This window comes from Planctomyces sp. SH-PL62 (assembly GCF_001610895.1).
GTDB lineage: Bacteria > Planctomycetota > Planctomycetia > Isosphaerales > Isosphaeraceae > Paludisphaera.
Genome location: NZ_CP011273.1, coordinates 162,769 through 175,056, shown reverse-complemented (window position 1 = coordinate 175,056; position 12,288 = coordinate 162,769). Strand labels below are relative to the sequence as shown.

At 69.0% G+C, this 12,288-nt stretch carries 8 protein-coding genes; 4 read left to right on the top strand and 4 right to left on the bottom strand.

The window, feature by feature from the left end; translation table 11 throughout:
* Positions 1-15 precede the first annotated feature (15 nt).
* Together VT85_RS00680 and VT85_RS00675 are read left to right on the top strand one after the other, a co-directional pair.
* On the top strand, positions 16-720 hold the full coding sequence (locus VT85_RS00680) for a WD40 repeat domain-containing protein (protein ID WP_068409271.1): 705 nt from the start codon (positions 16-18) through the stop codon (positions 718-720).
* Between the two features lie 215 nt (positions 721-935).
* The gene (locus VT85_RS00675) at positions 936-1,646 is read left to right on the top strand and encodes a PEP-CTERM sorting domain-containing protein (RefSeq protein WP_156512595.1); all 711 of its coding nucleotides are present in this window, start codon (positions 936-938) and stop codon (positions 1,644-1,646) included.
* Between the two features lie 90 nt (positions 1,647-1,736).
* Here the strand turns inward: VT85_RS00675 and VT85_RS00670 are convergent, their stop codons facing one another.
* From VT85_RS00670 to pyk, 3 genes are all read right to left on the bottom strand, one after another.
* Positions 1,737-3,074 carry a Gfo/Idh/MocA family protein gene (locus VT85_RS00670; protein ID WP_068409267.1) on the bottom strand — a complete coding sequence of 446 codons (1,338 nt, stop codon included), beginning with the start codon at positions 3,072-3,074 and terminating at the stop codon, positions 1,737-1,739.
* Positions 3,075-3,433: 359 nt separating this feature from the next.
* The gene (locus VT85_RS00665; protein ID WP_156512594.1) at positions 3,434-4,036 is read right to left on the bottom strand and encodes a hypothetical protein; all 603 of its coding nucleotides are present in this window, start codon (positions 4,034-4,036) and stop codon (positions 3,434-3,436) included.
* A 409-nt stretch (positions 4,037-4,445) separates the two neighbouring features.
* A complete protein-coding gene (gene pyk, locus VT85_RS00660) occupies positions 4,446-5,954 on the bottom strand; it encodes a pyruvate kinase (protein WP_068409264.1) in 1,509 nt (502 codons plus the stop codon).
* Positions 5,955-6,370: 416 nt separating this feature from the next.
* Here pyk and VT85_RS00655 point away from each other — a divergent pair, with 416 nt between their 5' ends.
* Entirely contained in the window at positions 6,371-8,341 is a 1,971-nt protein-coding gene (locus tag VT85_RS00655; RefSeq protein WP_068409262.1) for a hypothetical protein, read from the top strand.
* Between the two features lie 10 nt (positions 8,342-8,351).
* The gene (locus VT85_RS00650; RefSeq protein ID WP_068409260.1) at positions 8,352-9,047 is read left to right on the top strand and encodes a class I SAM-dependent methyltransferase; all 696 of its coding nucleotides are present in this window, start codon (positions 8,352-8,354) and stop codon (positions 9,045-9,047) included.
* 129 nt (positions 9,048-9,176) lie between these two features.
* Here VT85_RS00650 and VT85_RS00645 read toward each other — a convergent pair whose 3' ends face one another.
* The gene (locus VT85_RS00645; RefSeq protein WP_068409258.1) at positions 9,177-11,897 is read right to left on the bottom strand and encodes an MGH1-like glycoside hydrolase domain-containing protein; all 2,721 of its coding nucleotides are present in this window, start codon (positions 11,895-11,897) and stop codon (positions 9,177-9,179) included.
* Between the last annotated feature and the right edge of the window lie 391 nt (positions 11,898-12,288).

Sequence of the window (12,288 nt, the reverse complement as noted above, 5' to 3'; positions counted from 1 at the left end):
AGGGTCGACGAGGCCTTGAGCGGCCTCGCGCCCCCGTGGGCGTCCGGGCCTTCCGACGACGCCCGCCGGCGGGGCCCGGCCCAGCGCCCCGTCGTCGGCCCCCCCGCGCCCCACGACAAACGCCTTCGCCCCCCCGGGCCGGCGGAAACGCCGCCGTGGGCTTCGCCGTGGGGTCGGCTCCGGTCGTTCCAGATCGCACCGGCCTCCGATCGGCTCTACCTCGTCTTCGGAACGCCCCCGTCGGTCCAGGCGTGGTCGCTGCGACGGACCGAGGACCGGGTCGAGGCGACCGTCGAATCCTGGGTGGACGCCCCCCCCGCCAACCCCTCGGCGATCGCCCTCAGCCCCGACGGCGGCCTGCTGGCGATCAGCGACGGCACCGGCTCCATCGTCCTGATGGACGCCCTTCGGCTCACGGTCGTGGGCCGGATCGCCCCGCGACCGGACGAGCCGGAAGCCGTCGCGACGGCCCTGACCTTCTCGCCCGACGGCCGTCGGCTCGCGGCCGGCTCGCAGCAGGGGGTCCAGTTCTGGGACCTCGACGTCCCCTCCTCCCCACGCCCCTCCTACCGGCTCCCCGGGCCGAGCGGGCGGACCTTCGCCCTCGCCTTCCGTCCCGACGGCCGCCGGCTGGCGGTCCTCGGCGCGGACCCCGCCGTCGAGTTCTGGGACCTCGACGCGCTGGAAGACGCACTGCGGCGGCTTGATCTCGGCGACTGACCCCTCGGAACGTCGCGGCGCGTCCTCGGAACGCCACGCATGGCGGCCCCCGTCGTCTCGGGACGACGCGCGGGGCCGCTTCCGCGCGCGTGGATGGATTTCGGCGACGTCGGCGTCCGGCGTCGGGTCGCGGTCGTAAGAAGCGTGTCAGCGAAGAAAAGCGTGGACGGAATCGAATGGCGGATGAATTGGAAAGCGTGCTGGAGAGCCACTTGATGATGCGATCACTTCTCGGTTCGGTTGCGGCGGTCGTCCTCTCGGCGGGTCTTGGCGCGGGGGCCGCCCACGCCGATGCGACCTTGATCAGCCAGTTCAACGGCGGCGTGAACGTCAACATGACCTATTCGACCGGGAGCGGGACGGGTTCGGAGACCGGCGGCGCGGGCGCCTTCACCCTGACGCCGACCGGCCCCGCGGGTCCCGCGTTCGCCGGCTTCTGCGTCTCGCCCGACGTCCAGGTCGGCTGGGGGCCGGACACCATCTACGCCAGCTCGGTCCTGGAACTGAACACCGTGGGCCAGTCCTTCTTCACCCATTCGAGCTTCTCGGACGTCGGCAACCGGCTGGCCTACCTGCTGGTGACCCACGGCGGCGGCGACTCGACCGCGAATTCCGCCCTGGCGCTGGCGATCTGGTACACCATGGACCAGAACTTCAGCTATACCGGCGGCAACACGGCGGTCAACAACCAGTACTCCTCGTTCATCACCTTCGCCGGCTATGACGGCGGAACGTTCTACGGCGAAGGCCTCGCGAAGCTCTTCGTGATCGACCCGGTGGGCTCGTATCAAAACATGATCGGGCTCACCGGCCAGAACTTCGTGCCCGAGCCCGCGAGCCTCGTCTCGGCCGCGGTCGGCATGGGAGCGATGGGCCTCTTCGGCTACCGCCGGACCCGGCGGGGTGCCAAGCCGCCCGTCGCCTGAGCGACGCGGGCTCTGAAAAAGCGAAGCGACGGCCCCGTCCCCCCATCCGGGACGGGGCCGTTCGCATTCGAATCGCGGCGGGCGGGAGCGTCAGACGACGATCTCGAAGCCGGCGCGCTGGGGGCGGGAGAGGAAGCCGTTGGCCTCGTCGTCGCCGACGATGGCCTCCTTCTCCGGATCCCAGGTCAGCTTGCGGCCGCCGAGGCGGATGGCGATGTTCGCCAGGTGGCAGGTGGTGAGGGAGCGGTGGTGGCTCCAGACGTCCGAGGCCGGCTTGCCCCGGTCGCCGCAGCAGGCGAAGAAGTTCGCCATGTGGTCGTCGTCCAGCTTGCCGTGACGCAGGTCGCGGAGCAGGGACTCGGGGATCGGGTCCTTGTACAGCGCGGCGACCGCGCCGCCGTCGAGGTCGATCCGATCGCGGGTGACGAAGATCCGGCCCCCCTCGCCCTGGAAGGTCACGCCGTTCTCGGTGTCGTCGCGGATCTCCAGCGGGACGCCGTCGGCGAAGGTGGCCCTCACGAGGAAGCTGTTCGCGGTGTTGTAGCAGTCGTCGACGGTCGCGAAGCCCCCCTTGTAGGGGACCGGCAGCACGGCCCGCTCGACCTCGATCGTGGTCGGGCCGGTCTTCTCCTTGTCGAGCCCCCAGTGGGCGACGTCGACGTGGTGCGCGCCCCAGTCGGTGAGCTTGCCGCCGGAGTATTCATACCACCAGCGGAAGTCGGGGTCGGCGCGCTTGGCGATGTAGTCGACCTTCGGCGCCTGGCCCAGCCACATGTCCCAGTTCAGCTCCGGGGGCGGGGTTTCTTTGGAGAACGGGCCGCCCGAGGGGCCGCCGCCGATCGCCGCCGTGACCTTCTTGATCTTGCCGATCCGCCCCGAGCGCACCAGGGCGACGGCCAGCAGGAAGACCTTGTTGTGGTCGCTCCGCTGCTGGGAGCCGACCTGGAGGACCCGGCCGGTCTTCTCGACCGACTCGCGGAGCTTCTTGCCCTCGTCGATGGTGAGGGTCAGGGGCTTCTCGCAGTAGACGTCCTTGCCCGCGTTCATGGCGTCGATGCAGATCTTGGTGTGCCAGTGATCGGGCGTGCCGATGATCACGGCGTCGACGTCGTTGCGGTCGAGGATCTTGCGGTAGTCCTCGAACGCCTCGGCCTTCTTCTTGCCGACGCGGTCGCTGTCGCGGGCCTTCTCGGCGTGGCCCTTGTGGACGTCGGCCACGGCGACGAAGTCGCCGAAGTGGGCGGCGCGGATCGCGTCCCAGGTCCCCTGGCCCCCCGCGCCGATCAGCGCCAGCCGGGGCCGCTCGTTCTTCGCCCGGAACCCCGCGCCGAGGGCCGCGCGCGGCGCCTCGCCCAGCATCGCCAGCGCCGCGCCCGACGCCCCCACCCGCAGGAACTCCCGCCGATCACCGCCGGTCCGCACGAACATCGCGACGCCTCCCTATCCCGACAAGCCAGAGGGTTCAACTTTTCGTGAACATACTCCGACGGTCGGGCCGACTCAAGCGGGCGCCGACGACGCGGCCAGCGACGGCCCGGTCCTGGCGCCGGACCGGGGAGGGGGCACTCCTCACTTAACACCACCGCCTCAAGCTCGTCGAGGGGCGTCGATCGGGGTGCCACGGGTTCGGAGGACCCGTGAACCGGCCGGGGGGTCTCGGCGACGGCTCGGGAGGGGGCCGATGCCGATCCACGGGTTCTCCGAACCCGTGGCACCCGAGGGTTTTCCGCCACAACCCGGTGGAGTTAAGTGAGGAGTCTCGGGGAGGGCCGTCCAGCTCGCCGGCGTCACGGCCCGGGTTTCGATTCTCTCGCATCCTGCGGGGCCACCGGAACTTGTTCCTCGATGGCTCGTACGAGCTTATGCATCGGCTCCGTTCGCCAAACCTGCTGGCGGGTCAGGTCGAACCATTCGTGCGTCAGCTCAGACTTGCCGATCAGGGTCAGGGTGTGACGCCACTGCCCACCCTTGTGGAAAGTGAGCGTCTTGAAGTCGTCGGACAGGGTGACGGCTTGCATCCTCTCAGGGCCGTACACGCTCAACACCGAGCGGTCCACGACGATCCAGTGGCCCGTATCGCTCTCCCAGTGCCCGGCCCAGGTTTCGCGATCGAAAGGCCCTGCGTCCCAACGCGTGCCGGGCGTGAAGGGCTTCTCGCCGCGAATCAGAGCGGTCGCCTCGGCCGCCAGTTCCGGGTATCGGGCGCGGTTCTCGTAGGGCGGGGCGTTCAACCCCCTCCAGGCCTTCAGGACGCGGTCCAGGTGGCCGTCCTCGATCTGCTCGATGGAAGCATCGATCAAACCCTGAGTCGCGAACCCGAAATCCGCGTTGTATTGGAGGTACAAAAGGGTCGCCCAGAGGGTCGACGCCGCGACGGTCACGACCGCCATCGCGTTGATCCCAAGCAAGATCCGCACCCCGCGGCCGCATCGGAACTCGGAAACGATCCACGCGATGGGAAATCCTATCAAAGCCAGAACGAGAGCGGACCCGAGGAGGTTCATGGCGGCTTGATCTCGCAGGTTCGGCGATCCCGACGACCTCGTGGGCCGGCCGCGTCGAGTTGCGGGGCCTTGGGGCGGCCTCACGGCCCGGTCAGGCCGAAGCCGCCCGGCGAATCCATGCGGTCCGCTCACCAAGATGCATGAAGGCCGCCCGCCGTGAAGGCCTGGGAAGTGGTGGATCGCGACGCCAGGTTCTTGTGATGCGCCACGCACGAGGTCCGACGCGCGGCCTCCCTCGCGTACTGGACCCCCGACCTTCGTGCGGGCCGGGGGAGGTTCGGCGGGGGCGACGCGGTCACTCGACCTCGTGGACGAGGATGGCGTTGTGGTTGGGGTTGTCGGGGATGACGCCGCGGACGACGACGAGGCGGTCGCCGGTGTCGATCAGGTCGTGCTGGCGGCACCACTCGTCGGCGAAGGCGAGGACCTGGCCGGTGTCGAAGATCTCGGGGATGTGCAAGGCGGTGACGCCCCAGTAGAGGGCCATGGCCAGGGCGACCTCCTGGTCGTCGGTCAGGGCCAGGGTGGGCGTGGCGGCGCGCTGCTTGGAGAGGGCCAAGGCGGTGCGGCCGGAGTGGGTGGCGACGACCATGAGCCGGGCGCGGAGGGTGGCGGCGACCTGGCTGGCGGCCTCGACGACCGCCTCGGTGATCGGCAGCACCTGGCCGGCGCGGGCGACCGTCCCCGACGGCCCGCACGGGCAGTCCCGGCAGGTCTCGGCCGTCATCGGCCAGCCGCCGCGGCCCGAATGGGAACGCGAGAAAACGAGGTTCTCGGCCTCGTAGGCGATCTGGCTCATGGTGGTGACGGCATCCACGGGATACATCCCGATCGCCGTCTCGCCCGAGAGCATGACCGCGTCGGACCCGTCGAGCACGGCGTTGAAGACGTCCGACGCCTCGGCCCGGGTGGGGCGGCTGGACGACTCCATGCTGTTGAGCATCTGGGTCGCCGTGATGACCGGCACGCGGGCCCGGTGGCAGATCTCGATGATCCGCTTCTGGACCGCCGGGACCTTGGCCACGTCGATCTCGACGCCCAGGTCGCCGCGGGCCACCATCACGCCGTCGGCCTCGGCCACGATCGACTCCAGGTTGGCGACCGCCTGGGGCTTCTCGATCTTGGCGATGATCCGGGCGCGGCTCCCCCGGGTCTGCAGTTCGGCGCGGAGCCGGGTCACGTCGGCGGCGTGCCGCACGAACGAGAGGCCCACGTAGGAGACCGCGTGGTTGGCCGTCCACTCCAGGTCGGCCAGGTCCTTGGGGGTCAGCGCCGAGACGCTCAGCGCCGCGCCGGGGACGTTGATCCCCTGGTTGGACCGGATCCGACCGGGGAGCGTGACCTTCATCCGCACCCAGCCCGGCCGCTTCTCCAGCACGACCATCCCGACCGTGCCGTCGGCGAAGAGGACGGTCTGGCCGATCTCCAGGTCGTCGGCGAGCTCTTGGTAGGTGCAGGTCAGCTCGCGCGGATCGTCCGGCGAGATCGGGTTCGAGGTCAACACGAACTCGGCGTCGAGGTCGCAGGCCGCCACGTCGCCGGCGATGGTCCCCAGTCGGATCTTGGGGCCGCAGAGGTCCTGCAACACCGCGACCTGCCGCCCCATCTCCCGGTTGATGTCCTGGATCGCCTGAAACGTCCGAGAGTGCTCCTCATGGGAGCCGTGCGAGAAGTTCAGCCGGAACACGTCCACCCCGGCCTCGACCAATCGGCGCAACATGGCGGGATCGCGCGAGGCGGGCCCCACCGTCGCGACGATCTTCGTCCGAACCTTGCCGACAGGCTCCACCTGATTAACCGTCATAGTCCATCCCGGTTCAAGTATGGCGACATGCTCGACGACGCGTCTCCCTTGGCGCGCCAGGCCCGCAAATCCTCGACTCTAAGGGATGAGGCCGCCGCTTGCCCAGGTATCCTTAGAGCGTCCCCCTCGATCGGGCGTCTCCCAAAAGCCCCGCCGACCCTCCCGATCGATCCGAACCCGCAAGCCGACGAGCCCTTCCGCGCGGTCGGAATTGACGAATCCGGCAACGTCGCGGACAATTGAAGGGTTCACCCCAACAAGAATCGACCCGCCGCGAATCCTCACCAGGGGCGAGCCCCTCGACGGGGGCGCCGGGGTTCCCCTCGTCAACGCCGACGCGACGGCCGGGGGCCGCGCCCGGGTCGATCGTCGCCGCGAGCATCATCGGACTCCCCCACCACGAGGCCGACTCTCCCATGAAGCGAACCTTTGCGGTCGTCGTCCTGCTCGCCGCGCTCGGCGTGATGGCCAAGCTGGCCGTCCGGCCGACCGGCGTCCCCGCGCGACCGGGCGCGCCGGCCGACGGCGTCGCGGCGGGGCGGGAGGAGGGCGGGGGCCCCTCGGCGATCACCGAGGAAGACGCCCTGGTCGCCCGCTATCAGGACGCCTCGGCCGACGACCGCGCGCTGGTGGCCCGCACCCTCGAACGCTACCGTCGCAACGCCGTGCTGATCGAGCGCTCCGACGGCCTCCGCGGCCTGAAGCTGCTGGACCGGCTGGACCTGGAAGCCCTCTTCCTCCACGAGAAGCACCCCACCGAGTTCCGGCGGCTCCGCGACCTGCTCGGCGACGACGCCGCGGCCGACCTGCTCCTGCACTGGCGGGAGTACTTCGGCATGAAGCGGGCCGACGAGACCGACCGCAAGATCCTCATCGCCGAGCTGGAAGGACTGAGCCCTTCCCAGCGTCGCCTGGCCGCGAAGCACCCCAACTCGCTCCCCCTGATGCTGGCCGAGCCCGAGCGCGTGGCCGAGATGATGGCCGCCTGCGGCGAGGACGACGCGGCGCTCGTCGACCGCCTGGTCGTCCTCAGCCTCGTCAGCCTGGAGCACGGCGCGGCCGACGTCCGCGCGGCCCTTCGAACGCTGGAAGACCACCCCACGCTGGCCGTCGACGCCTTCCGCCTGTACGGCCCCGAGGGCTTCGCGCTGGCGAGCCTGTACGGCTCCGTGCTCGAGAGCCTGGGCTCGGCGATGCCGCTCGACGAGAGCCTCATCGTCCTCCGCGTGAACACCGACTTCCTCGACGAGCAGCTCCAGACCCACCGGCCCGAGACGGTCGCGCGGCGGCTGGCCCACGTCAAGGCCGTCGGCCTGGTGAAAGAGGTGGGCGGCAGCCCGAACGCCCTCCGGCTGGCCGTCGAGTACGGCGAGATCGGCGAGAAGGCCCTCGCCAAGGCCGGGCCCGACGCCGCCGACGTGGTCTTCGACGACTTCACCGACCCCGTCCTCCGCCGCCAGGCCGCCGCCGCCCTGGGCGACCACGGCGCGATGGCCCTGGCCATGCTGGAGAAATACTCCACCGACCCCGACTTCCGCGAGATCCTCCGCGCCTACGGCGGGGCGATCATCCCCCCCATCGCCCGCGCCGACGCCGGCCCGGAGACCCTCGCCTTCCTCCAGTCCAAGGAACGCCCCACCTTCACCGAGAGCTTCGCCAAGACGGCCCTCTACCTCTCCGGCGACGACGGCCAGGCGATCATCCGAATCATCCGCAACGACGGCCTTGCTCGGATCGCCAGCCTGGGCGACCAGGACCTGCGCTACTACCAGTTCCTCCCCCTCTACGACATGATCCACCTGGGCGACGTCCTCCGCCGCGGCTACGCGCCGACGACCGGCGAGACGGCCTGGGCGCTGCTGGACGCCTGCTTCGTGGTGACCGACGTCCTCAGCCTGGCGACGATCCAGCCCGGCGCCGCCCTGGCCGTCGAGGCCGCCCGCACCGAGGTCAAGGCGACCGTCCGCGAGGCGTCCCGATCGGTCGGCCGCGAGGCGGTGGAGTCTGGCGTCGAGACCGCCGCGAAGGCCGCGACCCGCGAATCCGGCGACCTCGCCGCCCGCCGACTCGCCCGATGGTGGACCGTCCGCTCCGCCGGCGGGCTCTATCAGGTCCTCCGACGCGCCCCGGAAGCCCTCCCGCTCATGCCGCTGAGCCGGCTCGCCGACGTCGCCCGCCCCCTGTGCGCGAAGGCCGGGCTCCGACTCTCCACCTGGGCCCCGTTCCGACTCCTCCGCGACGGCGCCGAGATCGTCCTCCGCATCCCCCCCGAGCGCGGGCTCAAGTACCTCGGCGCCCAGATGGCCCAGGCCACCGTCGGCGTCGTCGGCTTCCAGAAGATGGAAGAGCATCTCAGCTCGCGGCGGCCCCGGCCGGCGGGCGAGTGAGCGGGTCGCGATGAGCGAGAATCCCTCACCAGATCAGTCGCTGGAGACCACCGCCGGGGACTTCACGCTGCTCGACTACCGCCTGCGGCGGGACGGTCGCGAGTGGTCGGTCCTGCACGTCGGCGCGGTGTTGACCGACGCCGACGAGACGCGGGCCCTCGTCCGCAAGACGAACCGGCTCCCCTACGGAGTCTCGCTCTGGCCCTCCGCGATCGCCCTCGCGCACGAGATCGCCGTCCGCGAGGCCGAGTTCCGGGGCCGGAGCGTCCTGGAGCTGGGGGCCGGCGTGGGCCTGCCGGGGATCGTCGCCGCCTCGCTCGGCGCCCGGACGGTCCAGACCGACCGCGAGGAGCTGGCCCTGCACCTCTGCCGTCGCAACGCCGAGCGCAACGGCGCGGCGGCCATCGAGAGCCGCCTCGCCGACTGGGCCGAATGGTCCGAGACCGGCCGCTATGACTGGATCCTCGGCGCCGACGTCCTCTACGGCGACACCCTCCATCCCTTCCTCCGCCGCATCTTCGAATCCAACCTCGCGCCCGGCGGCCGAGTCCTCATTTCCGACCCCTTCCGCCCCGGCGCCCTCGGCTTCCTGCAATCCCTCGAAGCCGACTCCTGGCGCGTCACCTACTCCCACTGGGACGTCGGCGAGGAGGCCGCCCCACGACCCATCGGCGTCTTCGAATTGATCCCGCCGGGACCGGGCTGAGCCGGCCCCCGCGCCCAGGTGAACTGAAGAGACGGCGTTCGCGCGATCGACATGGGGAAGATCGAGCCCCATGCGATTGGGCGCGAAGTCGAGCATGAGCTTGTGAGACGCCCACGTCGACCTCCGCCGTCAGACTTTCTGGAAGGCCGACATCTTGCCGAGTTCCAGGGCCCGCTTCGGATCCAGGACGCCGTAAAGCTGGATGAACTTGGCCACGAGCCCGGTCCAACCGGTCTGATGGCTGGCGCCCAGGCCCGCGCCGTCGTCGCCGTGGAAGTATTCATAGAAGAGGAGATAATCCCGCCAATGGGGGTCGGTCTGGAACTTTTCCGTTCCGCCGTAGACCGGACGCCTGCCGCGCTCGTCGCGCAGGAAGACGCGTGTGAGCCGGTCGGAAATTTCCCGGCTCACCTCGAAGAGGTTCATCAGGTTGCCCGATCCGGTGGGGCATTCGATCTGAAAGCCGTCGCCGTAGTACAGGTAGAATTGCAGGAGGGCCCGGATGATCATGGCGTTCACCGGCATCCAGACGGGGCCTCGCCAGTTCGAGTTGCCGCCGAACATGCCGGTGTCCGATTCGGCCGGCACATAATCCACCCGATACTCCACGCCCTGCACGTGCAGGACGTAGGGGTTCCGCTTGTGGAACTTCGAGACCGAGCGGATGCCGTGGGGCCCCAGGAATTCCTCCTCGTCGAGCATCTTCGCGAGGATCCGGCGGAGCCGCTCCGGGTTGAGGACCGCGAGAACGCCCCGATCCTGCACGCCGTAATGCCCCGGGCCGGTGGGATGCATCGTGCGAACCAGCTCCGGGATCCGCCGCAGCCGACTCAACAGGCCGGCCATCGCCCGAGGGATGTGCTCTCGCTGCCACGGCTCGATGACCGTGGTGGCGCAGAGGGGGAGCAGGCCGACCAGCGAACGCACCTTGAGCCGCGTGGCGGTCCCGTCGGGGAGCTGGAGCAGGTCGTAGTAGAAGCCGTCTTCCTCATCCCACATGCCATCCCGCCCGGAGCGGTTCATGGCCGCGGCGATGTAGAAGAACTGCTCGGCGAACTTCAGGACCATGTCCTCGTAGACCGGATCGTGGGTCGAAAGCTCGATGGCGAGCTCCGTCATGTTCTGGCTGAACAGGGCCATCCAGGCCGTGCCGTCGGCCTGCTCCAGATAGCCGCCGGTGGGGAGCGGGGCGCTGCGGTCGAAGACGCCGATGTTGTCGAGCCCGAGAAAGCCCCCCTCGAAGACGTTCCGCCCGTAGCGATCCTTGCGATTCGCCCACCAGGTGAAATTCAGCATCAGCTTGTTGAACGCCGACGCCAGGAATTCGACGTCAGGCTCGCCGCCGATCGCCTGCGCGGTGCGATGCAGGAAGAGGGTGGCCCAGGCGTGGACCGGCGGGTTCACGTCGCTGAAATTCCACTCGTAAGCCGGGAGCTGACCGCTGGGATGCAAGTACACCGACTTGAGCATCAGCTTCATCTGGTCCTTGGCGAAGTCGGGGTCCACGATCGCCAGCGGAAGCGTGTGGAAGGCCAGATCCCACGACGCGTACCAGGGGTACTCCCACTTGTCGGGCATCGAGATGATGTCTCGATTCAACATGTGGAACCATTCCGAATTCCGGGAGTTCCGATATCCCGAGTGCAGCGGGTTCGAGTTGTGCTCGTCGAGCCAGTCGTCGCCGTCGAAGAAGAAGAACTGCTTGCTCCAGAGCATGCCCGCCAGCGCCTGGCGCATCACATCGGCCGCCTCGGCGCCGACCGACGGCGGCGTGACGGACTCGTAGAACTCGTCGGCCTCGCAAAGCCTGTCGGCGAAGATCCGATCGAAATCCGCTCCCAACAGTTCGCCGTCCAGCTCCGGCGAGGAAGCCCGGGCGAGCCGTAGGCGAATCACCAGGGACTGACCGGCGGCGACCTCGGCGCGATAATGCGCCGCGGCTTTCGTGCCTTGCCTCGCCGGATTCACCGCGTCTCGACGCCCCTGCACCACGTAGTCGTTGATGCCGTCCTTGACGTAGGGGCTCTCGTTCTCTCGACCGGGGAACAGCCGCACGTGGTTGGTCTCGTTCTCGGTGAAGAGGAGCGGCGCGTCGCCTTCGCAGTAAAGGGTGAACTCGCCGAGCAGCGGGTGCGTCCCCGCGACCGCGCGCACGCCCGGCGAGGTCTCGACCTGCCGGAGGTTCGGCTTGCGGGCGGCTCGGTTCGATTCGGCGATCCAAGCCGACCAGTCGTTTCGAAACCAGAGCGTCGGCAGGAGGTGCAATTCGGCCGGATCAGGCCCCCGGTTCACGGCCGTGATCCGCACCAGGACGTCCTCGGGGGCGGACTTGGCGTACTCGACGAAGACGTCGAAGTACCGGTCGCCGTCGAAGACGCCCGTGTCGAGGAGTTCATACTCCATCTCGTTGCGATTGCGCCGCCGGTTCGTCTCCACAAGATCGGCGTAGGGATAGGCCGCCTGCGGATACTTGTACAGGTATTTCATGTACGAGTGGGTCGGCGTGCTGTCGAGGTAGAAATAATACTCCTTGACATCCTCGCCGTGGTTGCCTTCGCTGTTGGTCAACCCGAAGAGGCGCTCCTTGAGAATGGGATCTTTCCCATTCCAGAGGGCCAGGGCGAAGCAGAGGCGCTGCTGATCGTCGGAGAGCCCCGCCAGACCGTCCTCGCCCCAGCGATAGGCCCGCGAGCGGGCGTGATCGTGGGTGAAGAAGTTCCAGGCGTCCCCATTCTGACTGTAGTCTTCACGCACGGTGCCCCACTGTCGCTCGGACAGATAAGGCCCCCATTTTTTCCATTCGGCCACCCCGTTGCGGACGTCCTCAAGCCGCATCTTCTCGGTGTTCATCGATGTGCTTCCCGTCCACGAGCCTGCACGGCGGATCCTGAAAGGCCCCCTCATTCAAATCTGGATCATCCCAACCGTGAAATAAAGATACTCATTTTCGTTTCTCATCATTTTCCTCAAAATTTCCAGACCTCCCGATCTGGCAGCAGATCACGTTGCGGTCGACCTGCAGGGCGGGGCGAATTCCTGCACGGCGTCGCCGAGTCCACAGGGGCGTTGGTGAGGAGGCCGCCCCCCCGTGAGCGAGTCCCCCTCGATTCCCGCCGAGACGCTCGGTCGGCCGGCGTCGATGACCACTGCGGCCGGACTGCGGAGGCGGCCTCTCGGCTCCGGTCGGGGATGAGTCGAGGAACGGAGCCGCGCCGGGGCCGGGGGGGGCGGGACGGAGCGG

Coding starts and splice junctions, on each gene's coding strand:
- VT85_RS00655 (WP_068409262.1), top strand. CDS start 6,371: ATGAAGCGAACCTTTGCGGTCGTCGTCCTGCTCGCCGCGCTCGGCGTG.
- VT85_RS00670 (WP_068409267.1), bottom strand. CDS start 3,074: ATGTTCGTGCGGACCGGCGGTGATCGGCGGGAGTTCCTGCGGGTGGGG.
- VT85_RS00665 (WP_156512594.1), bottom strand. CDS start 4,036: ATGGCGGTCGTGACCGTCGCGGCGTCGACCCTCTGGGCGACCCTTTTG.
- VT85_RS00645 (WP_068409258.1), bottom strand. CDS start 11,897: ATGAACACCGAGAAGATGCGGCTTGAGGACGTCCGCAACGGGGTGGCC.
- VT85_RS00675 (WP_156512595.1), top strand. CDS start 936: ATGATGCGATCACTTCTCGGTTCGGTTGCGGCGGTCGTCCTCTCGGCG.
- pyk (WP_068409264.1), bottom strand. CDS start 5,954: ATGACGGTTAATCAGGTGGAGCCTGTCGGCAAGGTTCGGACGAAGATC.
- VT85_RS00650 (WP_068409260.1), top strand. CDS start 8,352: ATGAGCGAGAATCCCTCACCAGATCAGTCGCTGGAGACCACCGCCGGG.